The organism is Roseitalea porphyridii, assembly GCF_004331955.1.
Taxonomy (GTDB): domain Bacteria; phylum Pseudomonadota; class Alphaproteobacteria; order Rhizobiales; family Rhizobiaceae; genus Roseitalea; species Roseitalea porphyridii.
Genome location: NZ_CP036532.1, coordinates 1524215 through 1542216 on the forward strand (window position 1 = coordinate 1524215; position 18002 = coordinate 1542216).

The window sequence follows — 18002 nt, forward strand, 5'->3', positions numbered from 1 at the left end:
GGCCGTGAGCGCTTTGCGCGGTCAGACGAAGTCGCCGGGGCCGGGCACGGCGCCACCGGCGAGTTCCGCGTGGGCGCGCTGGACGGTCGCCGGCTCGATGCCGTTGTCGTCGCAAAAGCGCATCAGCGTGGGTTCATGCGCCAGGAGGAATTCGAGCACCCCGGCCAGAAACCCCGGCTCGCTCGCCGCCTGGCGCATCTGGCCGGGCTCGATGCCGGTCAGCGCACAGAAGCGGCTGATCATCTCGCCGTCGGCGGAAATCCAGGAAAGCGCCGCGATCGCGATCGACGACCCGTCTGCGTTTATCGCCGCGCCGTGCGCGGCCTGGTGATCGGACTGCCTTTGCATGCCGGCTTTCGCTCTTTTTCAATCAAATGCTTCTATAGCCAAGTCCGGGACGGCTTGGGCACAATGTGCCGTGCGGCGATTCTCTCACACAGACCGACCGCCAACGGGGTTCGATATGACAAAGACCGTGATGATCGTAGAAGACAACGAGCTCAACATGAAGCTCTTTCGCGACATCATCGAAGCCAGCGGCTACCAGACCGTGCGCACGCGCAACGGGCTCGAGGCGCTCGATCTGGCGCGGGCCAACCGGCCGGACCTGATCCTGATGGACATCCAGCTTCCCGAGGTCTCGGGCCTGGAAGTGACGAAATGGCTCAAGGCCGACGATGATCTTCATCCGATCCCGGTGATCGCGGTGACCGCCTTTGCCATGAAGGGCGACGAGGAGCGCATCCGCCAGGGTGGCTGCGAGGGCTATATCTCCAAGCCGATCTCGGTCCCTAAGTTTATCGAAACGATTCGCTCCTATCTTGGCGACGCCTGAGCGCCGCATGGCGCCGGCCGTTCGCGCATGGAGCCGACATGACCGCACGCATCCTCGTCGTCGACGACAACCAGCTCAATCTGGATCTGCTCAACGCGCGCCTGACGATGGAATATTACGAGGTCGCCACCGCGCTTGACGGCCATCAGGCGCTCGAGGCGCTGGCGCGTGAAAGCTTCGACATCGTGCTGCTCGACATCATGATGCCGGGGATCGACGGGTTCGAGGTCTGCCGGCGCATCAAGGCCGATCCGGGGACGATGGACATTCCGGTGGTCATGGTCACCGCGCTCGACCAGATGGAGGACCGCGTGCGGGGTCTTCAGGCCGGTGCCGACGACTTCCTGACCAAACCGGTCAACGAGCTTCAGCTGCTGGCGCGCGTCAAGAGCCTGACCCGGCTGAAGATGCTGACGGACGAATTGCGTCTGCGCGCCCACACCACGCGCGACATCGCCATAGAGGAACTGCTGCGGCGCCACGGCACAAAGCCCGAAGCCCGCGCCGAGGTGCTGCTGATCGACGAACGCGCCTCGGTCTTCGAGCGATACAGCGGCATTCTGCGCGGCGTCGCCAATCTGCACCACGTCAGGGATCCGCAGGAGGGCGTGCTCGCCGCCGCCGAGGGCGGTTTCGAGTGCGTGATCGTCTCGGCCGACTTCGCCACCTTCGATCCGCTGCGCGTGATCGCCCAGCTTCGCTCGCTGGATCGCACGCGCTTCCTGCCGATCATCCTGTCCTCGGACACCGAGAACGATACGCTGATCGCCCGCGCGCTCGAGCTGGGCGTCAACGATTTCGTCGTCCGCCCGGTCGACGCCAACGAATTCGTCGCGCGCCTGCGCACCCAGGTGCGCCGCAAGGCCTATCATGACGGGCTGCGCTCCAACGTCGCCGAATCGATCGAACTTGCCGTCACCGACGGGCTGACCGGCCTGCACAATCGACGCTATCTCGACACCCATCTTCAATCGCTCGTCGACCGCGCCCGCAAGCGCGGCCGCCCGCTGTCGCTGCTGATCACCGACATCGACCACTTCAAGGCCGTCAACGACACGCACGGCCACGATGGTGGTGACGAGGTGCTGCGCGAGTTCGGCCGCCGCCTGCGCGGTCAGGTACGCGGCCTGGACCTGGTCTGCCGGTTCGGCGGCGAGGAGTTCGTGATCGTCATGCCCGACACGTCGGCGGTGATGGCCGCCGAAATCGCCGAGCGGCTTCGGCTCGACGTCGCCGAGACGCCGTTCGCGGTCGGCGCCGACCGCTCGAAGATCGCGGTGACGGCCTCGCTCGGTGTCGCAACGCTCGATCCCTCATCCGCAGAAGATGGCGCGGCCCTGATCAAGAAAGCCGATCTCGCGCTCTACGAAGCCAAGAACGGCGGTCGGAACAAGGTTATTGCCAAGGCCGCGTAGATCGCCTGAAATGAGAAAACCGCCGGGGCAGGGCGCCACGGCGGTTTGCAGGAAAAGTCCAGGACGGGTGGGGCGAAGCCCTACTTGATCTTGGCTTCCTTGAACTCGACGTGCTTCTTGGCGATCGGGTCGTACTTCCGCTTGACCATCTTCTCGGTCATCGTGCGGCTGTTCTTCTTGGTGACGTAGAAAAAGCCCGTATCGGCCGTCGACTGCAGCTTGATCTTGATGGTTGTGGCCTTGGCCATGGTGATGCGCCTCTCGAACGGTGCCGGTGCTGTCGGACAAAAACAAAGCCGGCGCGCGCGAAGGCGGCCCGGCGTCTGGCGGCAGATGACCCATCGGCGGGAAAAAGTCAAGGCCGGCGGGCTGCTCAGGGAAACGCGCCGTCCGCCGGATATTCGACGATGCGCCGGCCGTTTCGAACCCGAAAGCAGGGCACCGGCGCGTCCGAGGCCAGAGCTGGATCGGCGCACAGCCGCTCGTGCGACAGCCGCATCATCACCCGCGTGATCTGGTGCACCGCGTCATCGTCCTCCCTCGGCAGAGGATACCAGCCGATGTCGGCCAGTTCGCCGTCGGTCGACGCATAATCGAGCCGGGCGCGGTCGACCGAGGCGAGGAAGAAGCGCGTGTCGTAGCGACGGACCTGACCGGGCGGGGTGATCGCCCGCGCCACATAGCGGATCGGCGTGCGAAGGGCCGCGCCCGCGAGCAGCAGGCCGGTTTCCTCGTGCGCCTCGCGCAGCGCGCATGTCCCGAAGGCGGCCGCCCGTCGCGATCGGCTGCGGCCGCCCAGCTCGTCGGCCAGCCGTTCGATGTCGGCTGTGGCCAGTGCGTCCGGCGTCCGCGCGAAGCTGTCGGACCGTTCGACCCTGCCACCGGGAAAGACGCGATTGTGCGCCATGAAGACATGGCCGCCCGAGCGTCGGCCCATCAGGAACAGCGGATCCTTGCCGGTCATGTCGGCCAGGATCAGCGAGGCGGCATCGGCGGGCCGGAGGGCGGGGCGCTGCGTCATCGGCGGGCCGGCATGCGATCGTCAGCCGTGCTGACGCGGATCGATGTCGGGGTCGGCGACGTCGTCGGTCTCGCCGCCGAAGCCGTGCATCCGGTTGGCCCATTGCAGGCCGATCACCGCGCCCTTGATCGGCGGGATCAGCGCCAGCGCCATGATGATCGTGACCGGGATCCACAGCGCCAGATGCGCCCAGCCGGGCCAGTCCGTCACGCGCTCGACGAGCAGGAAGCCGGCGACGACGATGTGGCCGACGATGAACACGTTCAGATAGGCCGGCAGGTCGTCGGCGCGGTGATGGAGGATTTCCTCGCCGCAATGGCCGCACCGGTCGACCGACTTCGCATAGGCGCGAAACAGGGCGCCCTCGCCGCAGTTCGGGCAACGACCCTTGGCGCCGCGCCACATCGCCGAGAACAGGGGCCGACGCGGCTCCAGGCCCGCGCCGCCGAAACTCTGCGTCCGGAACGTCCCGCTCATCGCTTGCCTTTCCCTCGGCCCGCGCGCTGGCTGCGCCGCGCGGGTCGCCCGCTGCGTTGTCCGCGTGTGGCCTTGTGGCGCGACTTCATCGTCTTGCCCAGATCGCGCGGATCGCTTTCCATGTCAAAGCGGATCGCGCCGGCCAGCGCCTGCACCTCGGCGAGCCGCACCTCGACCGCATCGCCCAGCCTGTAGCCCTGACCGGTGCGTTCGCCCACCATCGCGTGCAACGCCTCGTCGTGGCGATAATAGTCCTCGCCCAGCTTCGATGCGGGGATGAACCCGTCCGCGCCATAGGCGTCGAGCGTCACGAAAAGGCCCGAACCTGTCATGCCCGACACGCGCGCGTCGAACGTCTCGCCGACGCGCCCGTCCAGATGTTCGGCGATCAGCCGGTCGACCGTGTCGCGCTCGGCATTGACCGCACGCCGTTCGGCCGACGAGATCAGCCCGGCGATCTCGCGCAGCTGGTCGAGCTCCATCTCGGGCAGTTCGTCGCCGCCGTCGCCCAGACCGAGAGCCCGGATCAGCGCGCGGTGGACGATCAGGTCCGCATAACGCCGGATCGGCGAGGTGAAATGCGCGTAGCGCTTCAGGTTCAGGCCGAAATGACCGATATTGTCCGGCGAATACTCGGCCTGGCTCTGCGAGCGCAGCACCACCCCGTGCACCAGCGGCGAGTGATCGGTGTCCTCGACCCGATCGAGGATCGCGTTGAACGCCGACGGGCGGAGCTGGGCGCCGCGCGCCAGCGGGATGTCGAGGGTCTTGAGGAATTCGCGCAGCGCCTCCTGCTTGGCGAGCGCCGGCGCGTCGTGGATGCGGAAGACCAGCGCCTGCTTCTTCTTCTCCAGCGTCTCGGCGGCGGCGACGTTCGCCTGGATCATGCATTCCTCGATCAGCTTGTGCGCGTCCAGACGCGGCGGCACGACGACCTTGTCGACCGTGCCATCCTCGCCAAGCACGATCTCGCGCTCGGGAATGTCCAGCTCCAGCGGTTCGCGGTCCTTGCGGCCCTTCAGCAGACACCGGTACGCCGCCCACAACGGCTTGAGGATGGTGTCGAGCACCGGGGCGGCGGTCTCGTCGGGCGCGCCATCGATCGCCTGCTGGGCCTGCTCGTAGGACAGCTTGGCGTGCGAGCGCATCATGATGCGGTGGAAACTGTGCGTTGTCTTGCGCCCGCTCGCGTCGAAGACCATGCGCACGGCCATCGCCGGCCGGTCCTCGTTCTCGCGCAGAGAACACAGATCGTTGGAGATGCGCTCGGGCAGCATCGGCACGACACGGTCGGGAAAATAGACCGAGTTGCCGCGCTTCTGCGCCTCCCGGTCGAGCGCCGAGCCGGGCCGCACGAAATGGGCGACATCGGCGATCGCCACCGTGACGATGTGCCCGCCGGGGTTCTTGGGATCGTCGTCGGGCGCGCCATGGACGGCGTCGTCATGGTCCTTGGCGGTCTCCGGATCGATTGTGATCAGCGGCACATCACGCCAGTCCTCGCGCGGCGGCTTGAGCTTCGGCCGTTTCGCCGCCTCGGCTTCGGCCAGAACCTCGTCGGGGAAGATGTGCGGAATGCCGTGCGCGTGGATGGCGATCATCGAGACCGCCTTTTCGCTCTTCAGCGAGCCGATCACCTCGAGCACTTTCGCTTTCGAAAGCCCATGCCGGCCCGAGCGTGTCGTCTCGACCTCGACCAGATCGCCGGGTTTCGCCCCACCCAGATCGGCCTTGTCGACCTCCATCTCGCTCTGCTTGCGCTCGGTCGGCTCGATCCGGTAGCCGCCCTTGTCCGTGCGGCGAACGACGCCGAGCACGGCCGCCTTCTTCCTGTCGAGCCGCTTGATGACGCGGCCGGCATAGGCGCCGTCCTCGGCCTGTTCGCCGATGCGCGTGAGCACCCGGTCGCCGACGCCGGGCACGATCACCTTGGCGCGACCCTTCTTGGGCGGCGCGATGGCGATGCGCGGAACAGCGCCGCGTTCGGTGTCCCATTCGATCGGGCGCGCCAGAAGGCCGCCGTCCGGATCGCGGCCGGTCACTTCGAGCACCATCACGGGGGGCAGGGAGCCGGGCGTTGCAAGGCGCTTTCCGCGCTTTTCGATCAGCCCCTCTTCTTCCAGTTCGCGCAGCACGTGTTTGAGCGCGACGCGCGCGCCGCCCTTCAGCCCGAAGGCGCGGGCGATGTCGCGCTTGGTGGCCTTTTGCGGATTGTCGCGCACGAAGGCGGCGATCGCCTCGCGCGATGGCGTGCCTTTGGGGCGAGCGGCCTTACTCATCGGCCGAGGCCGAAGCGGCCGCCTTGCCCTTGCCTGTCGCCTTCTTCGGCGCCGCCTTCTTCTTGCCCGTCGCCTTTTTCTTTGCGCCGGACGGGCCCGCGACTTTCTTGCCCGCCTTTTCGGCGCGCGCGGCGATCAGTTCGACCGCTTTTGGCAGGTCGACGCTCATCGGGTCCGTGCCCTTCGGGATGGTGGCGTTGATCTTGCCATGCTTGACATAGGGCCCGTAGCGGCCGTCATGGACTGTGACCGGACCGCCCACTTGCGGATGCTCGCCAAGTTCCTTGAGCGCCGCCGCGCCGCGGCCGCGCGCGCCGCCCTTGGCCTTCTTTTCGGCGATCAGCGTGACCGCCCGGTTCAGCCCGACCGAGAAGACCTCCTCGACGCTTTCGAGGTTGGCGTAGGTGCCGTCATGCAGCACGAACGGGCCGTAGCGGCCAAGCCCGGCCGAGATCATCTTGCCGGTCTCGGGGTGGGCGCCGACGTCGCGCGGCAGCGACAGCAGCGCCAGCGCCTTTTCATGGTCGATTTCCTCGGGCTTCCAGCCCTTCGGCACGCTCGTGCGCTTGGCCTCCTTGCCTTCGCCTCGTTGCACGTACGGCCCGAACCGGCCCGTGCGCAGGGTGATCTCCTCGCCGGTGAACGGGTCCTTGCCGAGCACCTGCGGGCCGTCGGCGAAGGCATCGGCCTCGCCATTGCCTTCCTGGCCGAGCTGGCGCGTGTAGCTGCAGTCGGGATAGTTCGAGCATCCCACGAACGAGCCGAACTTGCCCAGTTTCAGGCTGAGCTGGCCGGTGCCGCATTTGGGACAGATGCGCGGATCGGATCCGTCCTCGCGCTTTGGAAAGACCAGCGGTTCGAGCCGCTCGTTGAGCGCATCGAGCACGTTGGCGATCCGCAGTTCCTTGGTCTCGTCGACATGGGCCGAGAAATCGCGCCAGAAATCGCGCAGCACGTCCTTCCAGGCAAGCTTGCCGTCGGAGATCAGGTCGAGCTTTTCCTCAAGGTCGGCCGTGAAATCATATTCGACGTAGCGCTCGAAGAAGTCCTGCAGGAACGCCGTCACCAGCCGGCCCTTGGGTTCGGGCACCAGCGCGCGCTTGTCCAGGCGCACATAGTCGCGATCCTTGAGCGTTGAGACCGTCGCCGAATAGGTCGACGGCCGGCCGATGCCGATCTCCTCCATCTTCTTGATCAGCGAGGCTTCGGTGAAGCGCGGCGGCGGCTCGGTGAAGTGCTGGTTCGCCTCGATCGCCTCGCGCGCGCAGGTCTCGCCCTCGGCCATCGGCGGCAGGCGATTGTCGTCGCCGTCCTCGTCATCGGCCTTCTGGTCGTCGCGGTGTTCGGTGTAGGCGGCAAAAAAGCCCTCGAAGGTGACGACCGAGCCCGTCGCGCGCAGTTCGGCGCGCTTGCCGTTGCCTTCGGCGAGGATGTCCACGGTCGTGCGTTCGAGCCGCGCCTGTTCCATCTGGCTGGCGATGCCGCGCTTCCAGATCAGATCGTAGAGCTTGAACTGTTCGTCGGTCAGCACGGAACGGATCGCATCGGGCGCCCGTGTGAAATCGGTCGGTCGCACCGCTTCGTGCGCTTCCTGCGCGTTCTTTGCCTTGGATGAATAGAAGCGGGGTTTTTCGGGCACGAACCTGCCGCCGAACCGCTCGCCGATCGCAGACCGGGCGCTGTCGATGGCCTCGGGCGCCATCTGCACGCCGTCGGTCCGCATGTAGGTGATCAGGCCGGCGGTCTCGCTGCCCAGATCGACGCCCTCGTAAAGCTTCTGGGCGATCTGCATCGTGCGCGCCGGCGCAAAGCCCAGTTTCGCCGAGGCGGCCTGCTGCAGCGTCGATGTGGTGAAGGGCGGCGGCGGATTGCGCTTGACCGGCTTGGCCTCGACGTTTGCGACCTTGAAGCTGGCCGCCTCCAGCATCGCCTTTATGGCGCCGGCCGTGTCGCCGTCCTTGACGCCCATCTTGGTCAGCTTCTTGCCGTCGAACCCGGTCAGCCGGGCGGTGAAGGACGCCTCGGCCGCCGTCTTCAGCTGCGCCAGGATGGACCAGTATTCCTCGGGCTTGAACTGCTCGATCTCGGTTTCGCGGTCGCAGACGAGACGCAGCGCGACCGACTGGACGCGGCCGGCCGAACGGGCGCCGGGCAGCTTGCGCCAGAGGACGGGCGACAGGGTGAAGCCGACCAGATAGTCGAGCGCCCGGCGCGCCAGATAGGCGTCGACCAGCGGGCCGTCGATGTCGCGCGGATGGGCGATGGCGTCGAGAACCGCGTTCTTCGTGATCGCGTTGAAGACGACGCGCTTGACCGGCTTGTCCTTCAGCGCCTTCTTCTTGTTGAGCACTTCCAGCACATGCCAGGAAATCGCCTCGCCCTCGCGATCGGGGTCGGTGGCGAGAATGAGCCCGTCGGCCGCCTTGACCGCCGAGGCGATCTCGTTCAGCCGCTTGTTGGAGGCGGTGTCGACCTGCCAGGACATGGCGAAGTCGTCCTCGGGCTTGACCGAGCCATCCTTGGCGGGCAGATCACGGACATGGCCGAACGAGGCCAGGACCTTGTAGCCCGACCCCAGATATTTGTTGATGGTTTTCGCCTTGGCTGGCGATTCGACGACAACGACTTCCATGAACGACCTGCAAACAGGCGCCTTCTGCACGGCGCGGCGGCACGGACATGGCCGCGCTGTGCCGTCCGGTCAAGGCCCGACCGGCGCATTTGTGCCCGTCCGCAGGTCATTGCGCGCCCTTCGGAGCACACCTTAAGCGTGCAGTTAATGGCGTGTTCGGCTTGAATTACAACCAGAGGTAACATAGTCTGCCATTGTTGCGACATGCTACGCGATGTCGTCGGGTGAGGAATGAGTCGTGTCAGATGTGACCAGTCCATCGCGGATGGACAATATCCGCTATATTCAGGCCATGCTTGGCGAATTGCGCACCATGGCCGAGGCCGAGCGCAGCGATCTCCTGACCTACATGATCGAGATGGCATATATCGAAGCCAGCGACATCGTGCGCGGCGAACGTCCGTTACGGGTCTCCGAGCAGAAGCGAAACTCGATTGCCTGAATGACGCTCGATGCGACCGGCAAGGTCGAGTTCGATGATGATCAGCGCCATCTGCGCCGGGCCGACACCGGCCTCCGCGATCAGATCGTCGACCGGCACAGGCGCGGGACCCAGAAGCGCGATCACGCGCTCTCGCGCATCGTCGCCGGGGGGTGGCTCGCCGGGTGAAGGCATGTCGATCGGTGGCGGAGGCGGCTGATAGAGGCCCGCCTCGGGGTCGAGCGGCGCGATCGCCTCGACGATGTCGTCGACCGAACGCACCAGCGTCGCGCCGTCGCGGATCAGCGTGTTGGTGCCGTGCGCGCGCGGATCGAGCGGCGAGCCCGGCACGGCAAGGACGAGCCGGCCCAGTTCGCCGGCCAGCCGTGCCGAGGTCAGCGAGCCGGATCGCGCGGCGGCCTCGACCACCACGAGCGCGATCGACAGCCCTGCTATGATCCGGTTTCGGCGCGGAAAGTCCTTTGAGCGCGGCTGCCAGCCGAACGGTTTTTCGGTGATCGAGCAGCTCGGCCCCCCGGTCTCGATTCGTTCGAGAAGCGGCACGTTCTCAGGCGGGTAGGGGCGGTCCGGGCCGCCGGCGAGCACGGCGATGGTTCCGGTCTCCAGCGCTGCTTCGTGCGCGGCCGCGTCGATGCCGCGCGCAAGGCCCGAGGCGACCGCGTAGCCGGCCTCTCCGAGACCGGCGGCGAGGCGCCGCGCCATCGTCAGCCCGGCCATCGAGGCGTTGCGCGAGCCGACGATCGCCACGCACGGCTGTCCCAGAACGGCGGCATCACCCTTGACCGTCACCAACGGCGGCGCCTGGTCGGACAGGCGCAGAAGCGGCGGATAGTCCGGCTCGCCGATGCCGATCAGGCGCGCCCCGTGCCGCGCGATCGCGGCCAGTTCGGCTTCGGCCTCGTCTTCGGAGGGGATGTGCGGATGACGCTGGCGCCCGCCGCGCGTTGCCAGCGTCGGCAGCATGGAAAGCGCGTTCTCGGCCGAGCCGCAATGGTTGATCAGGTCGCGGAAGGTCGCCGGGCCGACATTGTCCGTCCGCCAAAGGCGCAGCCAGGCGATCCGCTGCCTGTCGGACAGTTCGAACCGGATCGGGTCGGCTTCGGTATCGGCCTGCTCGCCTTCCGGCAATGCGTCTCCCCCGTCACCCCTTCTGGCCGATCCGGCTTTCGGTGCCGGCGCGCAGCCTTGCGATGTTCGTGCGATGCTTGAAGACCACAAGCGCCGTCAGCAGAACGTATAGCCAGCCGAGCGCGGTCTGGCCAACAAGGAACAGGGTCAGGGTCGTCACCGCGACGCCGACGAGCGCCGCAAGCGATGAATAGCGGGTGGCGAACGCGGTCACCAGCCAGCCGACCGCGAACGGCAGCAGCACGGTCCATGAATAGCCCAGCGAGATGCCGGCGAAGGTGGCAACGCCCTTGCCGCCGCGAAAGCCCAGCCAGACTGGGTAGAGATGGCCGACGAACGCGCCAAGGCCGGCCGCGAGCGCGGCCTCCAGGCCGAACGCCTTGCCGATCACGACGGGGACGAGCCCCTTGAGCGCGTCGAGCAGCAGCGTGAGAGCGGCCAGCCATTTGTTGCCGGTGCGCAGCACGTTGGTCGCGCCGATATTGCCCGATCCGATCGACCGGATATCGCCGAGCCCGGCCGCGCGCGTCAGCAGCAGGCCGAACGGGATCGACCCGCTCAGATAGCCGCCAGCGAGCGCGACGAGGATCGCAAAGATGCTCCAGTCCGTGGCCAGTTCCATGATCGCCTCCCGTGCCGACTATGCGGCAAACACGGTACGGCCGCCAACCACCGTGCGCACCGGCCTGCCCGAAAAGCGCGCCCCGTCGAACGGCGTGTTCTTGGACAGCGATTTCAGATCGGCCGGATCGAGCACGAAGGGCGCGTCGAGATCGACCAGCGCGAAATCGGCGGGCGCGCCGGGCGCGAGCGTGCCTGCATCCAGGCCAAGGCGCCGGGCCGGCGCCGTGCTCATCGCCTCGATCAGGCGCATGAGCGGCACCTCGTCCGAGTGGTAGAGGCGCAGCGCCGCGCTCAGCATCGTCTCGAGCCCGACCGCGCCGTCCTCGGCCTCGGCGAAGGGCAGGCGCTTGGTGTCCACGTCCTGCGGGTCGTGGTCGGAGCAGATGATGTCGAGCGTGCCGTCGCGCAGGGCCTCGACCATGGCGAGCCGGTCGTCCTCGTGGCGCAGCGGCGGCGCCAGCTTGAAGAACGTGCGGTACTCGCCGACATCGTTCTCGTTCAGCGACAGATGGTTGACCGACGCGCCGGCGGTGACATCGAGCCGTTCGCCCTTGGCCGCGCGGACAGCGTCGGCCGACATGGCGCAGGAGATCTTGGCGGCGTGATAGGCAGCGCCCGTCAGCCGCGCCAGGCGCAGATCGCGTTCGAGCGGCAAGAGTTCGGCCTCGCGCGGGATGCCGGGCAGACCGAGCAGGCTCGCGAAGAGCCCCTCGTTCATGACGCCGCGCCCGATCAGTTCGTCATCGGCGGTATGGTGGGCGATCACCGCGCCGAAATCGCGCGCGTACGTCATCGCGCGGCGCATCACGGCGGCGTTGGCGATCGTCGCGCGCCCGTCGGTGAACATGACCGCGCCCGCCGCCTTCAGATTGCCGATCTCGGTCATCTCGGCGCCGGCAAGCCCGACCGTGATCGCGGCCGCCGGATGGACGCGGACCGTGCCGGTCTCGCGCGCGGTGCGCAGCACGAACTCGACCAGCGCCACATCATCGATCACCGGATGGGTGTCGGGCATCATGACGATCGAGGTCACGCCGCCCGCAGCCGCCGCCTCGCAGGCCGAGGCGATCGTCTCGCGGTGCTCGCCGCCCGGTTCCTCGACATGCACCCGCATATCGACCAGGCCGGGGATCAGCGTCAGGCCGGCGCAATCGATGGTCGTCGCACCCTCCGGCATGCCCTGATTGCGCGCACCCGCGCCGCAGGCTGCGATCACGCCATCGGTGACGATCAGCGTACCGGTCTCGTCGATGCCGCGCGATGGATCGACGATGCGCGCGTTCTGGTAGACCTCGGTACCGGAAGCGGGGGCCATCATGTCGGCGTCTCCGGCTTGCGCGGGTCGAGCAGCGCTTCCATCACCGCCATGCGCACGGCCACGCCCATCTCGACCTGCTCCTCGATCACCGATTGCGGCCCGTCGGCGATCTCCGAGGCGATCTCGACGCCCCGGTTCATCGGCCCCGGATGCATGACCAGGCAATCGGGCCGGGCATGGGCGAGCGTCGGCGCATCGAGCCCGTAATGGCGGAAATATTCGCGCACCGAGGGCACGAACGCGCCGGCCTTGCGCTCGCGCTGCAGACGCAGCATCATGACCACATCGGCATCCCTGATCCCGTCGGCCATGCGCACATGGTGCTCGGCGCCCATCTCGGCGATGCCCACTGGCATCAGCGTCGACGGACCGACCGCGCGCACCCGTGCGCCCATCGTGTTCAGCAGGATGATGTTCGAGCGCGCCACGCGGCTGTGCAGGATGTCGCCGCAGATCGCCACCGTCAGCCCGTCGAGCCGACCCTTGTGGCGCCGGATCGTCAGCGCATCGAGCAGCGCCTGGGTGGGGTGTTCGTGCGCGCCGTCGCCGGCATTGATCACCGAGCAGGCGACCTTGCGCGCCAGAAGGGCGGCCGCGCCCGCCGCGCCATGCCGGATCACCAGAATGTCGGGGTGCATGGCGTTCAGCGTCATCGCCGTATCGATCAGCGTCTCGCCCTTCTTCACCGACGAGGAGGCGACCGCCATGTTCATCACGTCCGCGCCGAGGCGCTTGCCGGCCAGTTCGAACGAGGCCTGGGTGCGGGTCGACGCCTCGAAGAACAGGTTGATCTGGGTGAGGCCGCGCAGCGTCGCCCGCTTCTTGTCGCGCTGGCGCGAAACGTCCACGGCGCGGTCAGCCCGGTCGAGCAGGGTTTCGATGTCCGGATAGTTCAGCCCTGCCATGCCCAGAAGGTGCCGGCGGGCGAAGATCGGAAGGTCTTGCGGGCTGTCCATGCTGAATGGGTCGCATAAGCGCTATCGCACCGGCCCGCAAGCGGTCCGCCGACCGGTCGACAGGTTTTTGCCGCCATCGGACACGGGCCATTCGCAGCGCGCGGCGCTTGGGTTAGGTTTGGCCTGCAGCGCCAGAATCAAAGGGTCCGGGAACCGACAGTGAGCCAGACACACCAGGTCATCAACCAGCCGCCGCCGCGCGCCGGCGGAAATGCCTTTCGCGACGATCCCATGCTGCTGGCCCTGGCGCGGCCGCTGGGCGATCAATCGATCCGCGAACTCGACGAGATCGGCCGCTACGTGCTGGCGCCCGAGGCCCTCGATCTGGCGCGGCTCGCCAACGAATACGAGCCGAAACTGAGGACTCACGACCGGCAGGGGCATCGCATCGACCGGATCGAAGTGCATCCGGCCTGGCACGCACTCATGCGCCGGTCGGTCGGCTACGGTCTTTCCGGCTCGATCTGGGAGGAGGGCGCCGGGCGCTCCGGCGATGCCCATCTGAACCGCGCCGCGCGCTTCTATCTCCTGTCGGGGCTCGAAAGCGGCCATATGTGCCCGCTGACCATGACGAGCGCGGCAATGGCGGCGCTGCGCGTGTCGCCGCAACTTGCGCGGGAATGGGGACCGCGGCTGACCACGCGCAAATATGACAGCTCGAACAGGGCGCCGGTCGAAAAGAGCGGCCTGCTGATAGGCATGGGCATGACCGAGAAACAGGGCGGCAGCGACCTGTCCGACATGTCGAGCCGGGCCGAGCCCGCCGGAAACGGGCTCTACCGGCTGACCGGCCATAAATGGTTCATGTCCGCGCCGATGGCCGACGCGTTCCTGATGCTGGCCCGCGCGCCGGCGGGCATTTCGTGTTTTCTGGTGCCGCGCCTGATGGCGAGCGGCGAGCTGAACGGGCTGCGTTTCCAGCGCCTCAAGGACAAGCTCGGCAACCGCTCGAACGCCTCATCGGAGGTCGAGTTCGCCGGCGCCATCGGCCAGCTCGTCGGCGAGGAGGGCAGGGGCATCCGCACCATCATCGAGATGGTGACCCTGACGCGGCTCGATTGCGCGCTCGGCTCTGCGGGCATGATGCGGGCCGGTCTGGCCGAGGCGGTCCACCATGCGCGCCACCGCAAGGTGCGCGGCGAAGCGCTGATCGACAAGCCGCTGATGGCGCGCGTGCTCGCCGACATGGCGCTCGATGTCGCCGCCTGCACCGCGCTCGCCTTTCGGCTGGCGCGCGCCTATGACGCTGCATCGAAAGACGCGGCCGAAGGCGCCTTCGCCCGCGCCATGACCCCTGCGGTCAAGTACTGGGTATGCAAAACCGCCCCGCCGCTTCTGGCCGAGGCGATGGAGTGCATGGGCGGCAACGGCTATGTCGAGGAAGGCGTGCTCGCCCGCCATTATCGCGAAGCGCCCGTCAACGCGATCTGGGAGGGTTCGGGCAATGTGATGGCGCTCGACGTGATGCGCGTGCACGAAAAGTCGCCCGAGGCGATCGAGACGATCGTCGGCGGGCTCTCAAGGCAGCTTGGCGCGCGCGGCGAAAAGACCGTCGAGGTGATCCGTGCAGCGCTGGTGCTGGCCGCCCATGACGAGGGCGCCGCGCGCATCGCGACCGAGCAACTCGCAATCGCTTCGGCGGCCGCCGAACTGCGCCGGCTCGGCATGGGCGCACTGGCCGATGCCTTCGCCGAAACGCGCCTTGGCGGGGCCTGGCGCGCCACCTACGGCATGCTCGACTCGCGGTTCGATGCGCGGGCCATCATCGACGGGCTCTACGCGCCGCCGAGCTGAGCGACGATCGCCAGCACGGCCGGCATGGACAGGAAGGCGATCGCGGTCTGAACGGTGACCGTCGCGGCATAGGCCTCCGCGTCGCCGCCCATCTCGCGGGCCAGCACATAGCCGTTCATCGCGGTGGGCACCGAGGCGCAAAGCGCAAGGTAGCTCAGTTCCGGCCCCTCGATCCCCACCAGCATGGCAAGTCCGATCATCACGACGGGCAGACCGACGAGCTTGAGCACGGTCGGCGTCGCAATCGCCCAGACCGACAGCGTCCGCCGGTCCACCTTGAGGCCGGCCCCGATCGCCAGCAGGCCCATGCCGAGCGCGGCGCGGCCGAGAAGATGCAGCGCCTCCATGATCGGACCGGGCAGGGGCCAGGGCAGCAGCCGCAAGACGATCGCCAGCGCCGTCGCCACGATCAGCGGATTGACGGCGATCTTGGCGAGCGTGCCGCGCAGATTTGGCGCGGCGTCCGTGAACCAGGCAATGACGCTGACGCAGGCGACGTTGATCGGGATGATCACGACCGCCATGGCCAGCGCGACCATGGCCGCGCCCTCGGGCGGGAACATGGCCTCGGCGACGGCCAGCGCGATGAAGCCGTTCCAGCGCACCGCGGCCTGGAACACCGATGAAAAGCCCGGCCGGGTGACCCCGCGTGCGCGCAGGGCCGGCCAGAGCGCGAGCGTAAGCGCGCCGATGGCCATGACCGCCACAAGAAGGATGCCGATCAGCCAGCCGAGGGTCAGTCCGCCGAAATCGGCGCGCACGATCGTCGTGAACAGCAGCACCGGATAGAGCACGTAGTAGCCCATCCGGTCGAGCCCGCGCCAGAAGGTGGGCTCGAAAAGGGACAGCCGCCTCAGTCCGTTGCCGGCGAAGATCAGCAGGAAGATCGGCGCGATGGCCGCGAATGTGATCGCCATGGCATGGCCCATACGCCCGCGCGCGCGATCGGGCAATCCGCGACGTCTTCGGCGTTAGAGGCGGCGGCCGCGTTAACCCTAACGAATGGTTGCCATTGTGCCCCCAATCGCGCTGACCGATAGTGGGGCGGGCAGGGCACGAGCGGCGAACGGAGCGACATATGCGCTACATCTTCTGGTTCTGGTTCGTGCCGATGGGCTTCCTGTGGAGCTGGTACTTCCTGTCGCTCAACGACATCAGCCTGGGCATGGGCTTCTTTTCGCGCGAAACCCACGACCTCGTGTTCCTGATCTACGGTCATATTCTGGACCTCGAGAAGGACATGATCGTGCGTCTGCTCGTCAAGGCCTGCATCGTCGACACCGGCCTGATCTTCGCGATCCTGGCATTCCGGCGCCGCAAGCAGATCCGCGCATGGTGGAACGCGCGCCGTGCCGAACAGCGCCCGGAAGAGGCGGCGACGGCCCGCGCCGAGGTTCAGTTCACGACGCCCGCCGAATAGAGCCTGTCGAGCGCACCCTGCAGGATGAACGCGGCGGCTTCCGAATCGACGCGGTCCGCGCGCTTCTTGCGGCTGACATCCTGATCGATCAGCGACCGTTCGGCGGCGACCGTCGAAAGCCGTTCGTCCCAGAACGCGAACGGCAGGTTCAGATGCCGGTCCATGTTCCTGGCGAATGCGCGCGTCGCCTGGACGCGCGGGCCCTCCGTCCCGTCCATGTTGACGGGAAGGCCGATCACCACGCCGCCGACCCGGTCCCTTGCAAGCTGGCGGCCGAGCGCCTCGACGTCGGCGGTGAACTTGCCGCGGCGGATCAGGGTGCGCGGTGTGGCGAACGACAGGCCGGCATCGGAGACCGCAAGGCCGATCGTCTTCGTGCCCAGATCGAGCGCGGCGAGCGTCTGGCCGCGTTCGAGTCCGTCGGCGATTTCCTCGATGGCGACTTCCGGCACCGCTTGCCCCATGGACTGTGACCGAGCGCCTTTCTAATGTGCGCCCGGCGCAAAGGCGAGGGAGGTTTGCCGATGAAGATCACCTGGTACGGCCATTCGGCGTTTCGCATCGATCACGGCGATGCCCGCATCCTGATCGATCCGTTCCTGACCGGCAATCCGTCGTGGGACGGCGGCTGGGAGGGGCCGGCCGACGGCGTCACCCACGTGCTGCTCACCCACGGTCATGACGATCATCTCGGCGACAGCGTCGATATCCTGAAGGCGACCGGCGCGATGCTCGTCGCCAATTTCGAGATCTGCATGTATCTGGTCGGTCAGGGGGTCGACGACGCCAGGATCAATCCCGGCAACCATGGCGGCACGGTCGACTGCGGCGGATTTGCGACCTCGTTCGTGCGCGCCGAACATTCCTCCTCCAGCCAGACCGACGGCGGGCAGAACGTCTATCTGGGCAACCCCGGCGGCCTCATCCTCGCTTTCGAGGACGCGCCGAGCGTCTATCACATGGGCGATACCGCCATCTTCGCCGACATGGGGCTGATCGACGAGTTCCATCGGCCGCAGATCGGCATCGTGCCGATCGGCGATCGGTTCACCATGGGCGCGCAGGCGGCCGCACTCGCCTGCCGGCGCTATTTCAACTTCGACAAGGTGATCCCTTGCCATTTCGGCTCGTTCCCGATCATCGACCAGACTGCGGACGCGTTCGTCGATGCGATGGAGGGCGAATCCGGCACGGTGCTCCTGCCGAAGATCGGAGAGCCCGTCGACGTCTGAGGCGCATTCGTGCGCCCGGGATGATGCAGCCATCAGGCCGCCGGGCCCGGTAGCCCGGGGGGCGTTGCGCGGCCACCACGCCATCGCTATAGCGGGCCTGCAAGTCCTGCCCGGAGTTTCCGATGTCCGTCGATACCGCAACCGTCAAGCGCGTCGCCTCGCTTGCCCGCATCCGCGTCACCGATGAGGAAGCAGCCAGCCTCGAAGGCGAATTGAACGCGATTCTCGGCTTCGTCGAACAGCTCTCGGAGGTCGATGTCGAGGGCGTCGAGCCGATGACCTCGGTCACCGAGATGACCATGAAGAAGCGCGAGGACCAGGTGACCGACGGCGGTATCGCCGATGCCGTCACCGCCAACGCGCCCGCGTCCGAAGACAATTTCTTCCTCGTGCCCAAAGTGGTCGAGTGAAAGCGAGCATGTCCAACCC

Annotated in this window: 19 protein-coding genes; 7 read left to right on the forward strand and 12 right to left on the reverse strand. The window is 67.3% G+C overall.

The genetic code is table 11. The features are described 5' to 3' along the window. Positions 1–21: 21 nt before the first annotated feature. A complete protein-coding gene (locus E0E05_RS07365; RefSeq protein ID WP_131616126.1) occupies positions 22–348 on the reverse strand; it encodes a DUF3572 domain-containing protein in 327 nt (108 codons plus the stop codon). 115 nt (positions 349–463) lie between these two features. On the opposite strand from E0E05_RS07365, the gene E0E05_RS07370 reads away from it, so the two are divergent. Continuing rightward, positions 464–835, forward strand: a complete 372-nt coding sequence (locus E0E05_RS07370) for a response regulator (RefSeq protein WP_131616127.1) — start codon at positions 464–466, stop codon at positions 833–835. Positions 836–873: 38 nt separating this feature from the next. Next, positions 874–2250 (forward strand): PleD family two-component system response regulator, encoded by a 1377-nt coding sequence (locus E0E05_RS07375; RefSeq protein WP_131616128.1) that lies wholly within the window; start codon positions 874–876, stop codon positions 2248–2250. A gap of 80 nt (positions 2251–2330) precedes the next feature. Here the strand turns inward: E0E05_RS07375 and rpmG are convergent, their stop codons facing one another. The 5 genes from rpmG to topA all read right to left on the reverse strand — a co-directional run bounded on the left by rpmG (position 2331) and on the right by topA (position 8659). Further along, positions 2331–2498 carry a 50S ribosomal protein L33 gene (rpmG, locus tag E0E05_RS07380; protein WP_131616129.1) on the reverse strand — a complete coding sequence of 56 codons (168 nt, stop codon included), beginning with the start codon at positions 2496–2498 and terminating at the stop codon, positions 2331–2333. 125 nt (positions 2499–2623) lie between these two features. Next, positions 2624–3271, reverse strand: coding sequence for an NUDIX hydrolase (locus tag E0E05_RS07385; protein ID WP_131616130.1), 648 nt, complete (start codon positions 3269–3271; stop codon positions 2624–2626). Positions 3272–3292: 21 nt separating this feature from the next. Further along, positions 3293–3748 (reverse strand): DUF983 domain-containing protein, encoded by a 456-nt coding sequence (locus E0E05_RS07390; protein WP_131616131.1) that lies wholly within the window; start codon positions 3746–3748, stop codon positions 3293–3295. Continuing rightward, complete coding sequence (gene rnr, locus E0E05_RS07395; protein WP_131616132.1) at positions 3745–6027, reverse strand: ribonuclease R; 2283 nt, start codon at positions 6025–6027, stop codon at positions 3745–3747. Before rnr ends, E0E05_RS07390 begins: the two co-directional genes overlap by 4 nt. Continuing rightward, the gene (gene topA / locus E0E05_RS07400; RefSeq protein ID WP_131616133.1) at positions 6020–8659 is read right to left on the reverse strand and encodes a type I DNA topoisomerase; all 2640 of its coding nucleotides are present in this window, start codon (positions 8657–8659) and stop codon (positions 6020–6022) included. The genes rnr and topA overlap by 8 nt, the downstream gene beginning before the upstream one ends. Before the next feature lie 238 nt (positions 8660–8897). On the opposite strand from topA, the gene E0E05_RS07405 reads away from it, so the two are divergent. Further along, positions 8898–9101: a hypothetical protein gene (locus E0E05_RS07405; protein ID WP_131616134.1), complete on the forward strand. Its 204-nt coding sequence runs from the start codon at positions 8898–8900 to the stop codon at positions 9099–9101. Here the strand turns inward: E0E05_RS07405 and E0E05_RS07410 are convergent. Genes E0E05_RS07410 through E0E05_RS07425 form a run of 4 tightly spaced genes read right to left on the reverse strand, consistent with a single transcriptional unit; the run spans position 9063 to position 13127 of the window. Further along, the gene (locus E0E05_RS07410) at positions 9063–10229 is read right to left on the reverse strand and encodes a DNA-processing protein DprA (protein WP_244597998.1); all 1167 of its coding nucleotides are present in this window, start codon (positions 10227–10229) and stop codon (positions 9063–9065) included. The two genes, E0E05_RS07405 and E0E05_RS07410, sit on opposite strands and share 39 nt — an antisense overlap. A gap of 13 nt (positions 10230–10242) precedes the next feature. After that, complete coding sequence (gene plsY / locus E0E05_RS07415) at positions 10243–10851, reverse strand: glycerol-3-phosphate 1-O-acyltransferase PlsY (protein WP_131616135.1); 609 nt, start codon at positions 10849–10851, stop codon at positions 10243–10245. Positions 10852–10869: 18 nt separating this feature from the next. Then, positions 10870–12168, reverse strand: a complete 1299-nt coding sequence (locus tag E0E05_RS07420) for a dihydroorotase (RefSeq protein WP_131617942.1) — start codon at positions 12166–12168, stop codon at positions 10870–10872. Next, positions 12168–13127 (reverse strand): aspartate carbamoyltransferase catalytic subunit, encoded by a 960-nt coding sequence (locus tag E0E05_RS07425; RefSeq protein ID WP_131616136.1) that lies wholly within the window; start codon positions 13125–13127, stop codon positions 12168–12170. The genes E0E05_RS07420 and E0E05_RS07425 overlap by 1 nt, the downstream gene beginning before the upstream one ends. 159 nt (positions 13128–13286) lie before the next feature. Here E0E05_RS07425 and E0E05_RS07430 point away from each other — a divergent pair, with 159 nt between their 5' ends. Then, positions 13287–14921: an acyl-CoA dehydrogenase family protein gene (locus E0E05_RS07430; RefSeq protein ID WP_473665549.1), complete on the forward strand. Its 1635-nt coding sequence runs from the start codon at positions 13287–13289 to the stop codon at positions 14919–14921. On the opposite strand, the gene E0E05_RS07435 is transcribed toward E0E05_RS07430, so the two are convergent. Further along, positions 14903–15838, reverse strand: coding sequence for an AEC family transporter (locus E0E05_RS07435; protein WP_131616137.1), 936 nt, complete (start codon positions 15836–15838; stop codon positions 14903–14905). The genes E0E05_RS07430 and E0E05_RS07435 overlap by 19 nt on opposite strands. A gap of 161 nt (positions 15839–15999) precedes the next feature. Between E0E05_RS07435 and E0E05_RS07440 the strand changes: the two genes are divergently transcribed. Then, the gene (locus tag E0E05_RS07440) at positions 16000–16341 is read left to right on the forward strand and encodes a DUF6105 family protein (protein WP_131616138.1); all 342 of its coding nucleotides are present in this window, start codon (positions 16000–16002) and stop codon (positions 16339–16341) included. Here E0E05_RS07440 and ruvX read toward each other — a convergent pair. Beyond that, positions 16317–16805, reverse strand: a complete 489-nt coding sequence (gene ruvX, locus E0E05_RS07445) for a Holliday junction resolvase RuvX (protein ID WP_131616139.1) — start codon at positions 16803–16805, stop codon at positions 16317–16319. The two genes, E0E05_RS07440 and ruvX, sit on opposite strands and share 25 nt — an antisense overlap. A gap of 60 nt (positions 16806–16865) precedes the next feature. Between ruvX and E0E05_RS07450 the strand changes: the two genes are divergently transcribed. Both E0E05_RS07450 and gatC read left to right on the forward strand, forming a co-directional pair. Then, positions 16866–17573 carry a metal-dependent hydrolase gene (locus E0E05_RS07450; RefSeq protein WP_131616140.1) on the forward strand — a complete coding sequence of 236 codons (708 nt, stop codon included), beginning with the start codon at positions 16866–16868 and terminating at the stop codon, positions 17571–17573. 122 nt (positions 17574–17695) lie between these two features. Continuing rightward, entirely contained in the window at positions 17696–17983 is a 288-nt protein-coding gene (gene gatC, locus E0E05_RS07455; RefSeq protein WP_131616141.1) for an Asp-tRNA(Asn)/Glu-tRNA(Gln) amidotransferase subunit GatC, read from the forward strand. The last annotated feature ends 19 nt before the right edge of the window (positions 17984–18002 follow it).

Coding starts and splice junctions, on each gene's coding strand:
- E0E05_RS07365 (WP_131616126.1), bottom strand. CDS start 348: ATGCAAAGGCAGTCCGATCACCAGGCCGCGCACGGCGCGGCGATAAAC.
- E0E05_RS07370 (WP_131616127.1), top strand. CDS start 464: ATGACAAAGACCGTGATGATCGTAGAAGACAACGAGCTCAACATGAAG.
- E0E05_RS07375 (WP_131616128.1), top strand. CDS start 874: ATGACCGCACGCATCCTCGTCGTCGACGACAACCAGCTCAATCTGGAT.
- rpmG (WP_131616129.1), bottom strand. CDS start 2,498: ATGGCCAAGGCCACAACCATCAAGATCAAGCTGCAGTCGACGGCCGAT.
- E0E05_RS07385 (WP_131616130.1), bottom strand. CDS start 3,271: ATGACGCAGCGCCCCGCCCTCCGGCCCGCCGATGCCGCCTCGCTGATC.
- E0E05_RS07390 (WP_131616131.1), bottom strand. CDS start 3,748: ATGAGCGGGACGTTCCGGACGCAGAGTTTCGGCGGCGCGGGCCTGGAG.
- rnr (WP_131616132.1), bottom strand. CDS start 6,027: ATGAGTAAGGCCGCTCGCCCCAAAGGCACGCCATCGCGCGAGGCGATC.
- topA (WP_131616133.1), bottom strand. CDS start 8,659: ATGGAAGTCGTTGTCGTCGAATCGCCAGCCAAGGCGAAAACCATCAAC.
- plsY (WP_131616135.1), bottom strand. CDS start 10,851: ATGGAACTGGCCACGGACTGGAGCATCTTTGCGATCCTCGTCGCGCTC.
- E0E05_RS07420 (WP_131617942.1), bottom strand. CDS start 12,168: ATGGCCCCCGCTTCCGGTACCGAGGTCTACCAGAACGCGCGCATCGTC.
- E0E05_RS07425 (WP_131616136.1), bottom strand. CDS start 13,127: ATGGACAGCCCGCAAGACCTTCCGATCTTCGCCCGCCGGCACCTTCTG.
- E0E05_RS07435 (WP_131616137.1), bottom strand. CDS start 15,838: ATGGCGATCACATTCGCGGCCATCGCGCCGATCTTCCTGCTGATCTTC.
- E0E05_RS07440 (WP_131616138.1), top strand. CDS start 16,000: ATGCGCTACATCTTCTGGTTCTGGTTCGTGCCGATGGGCTTCCTGTGG.
- ruvX (WP_131616139.1), bottom strand. CDS start 16,805: ATGGGGCAAGCGGTGCCGGAAGTCGCCATCGAGGAAATCGCCGACGGA.
- E0E05_RS07450 (WP_131616140.1), top strand. CDS start 16,866: ATGAAGATCACCTGGTACGGCCATTCGGCGTTTCGCATCGATCACGGC.
- gatC (WP_131616141.1), top strand. CDS start 17,696: ATGTCCGTCGATACCGCAACCGTCAAGCGCGTCGCCTCGCTTGCCCGC.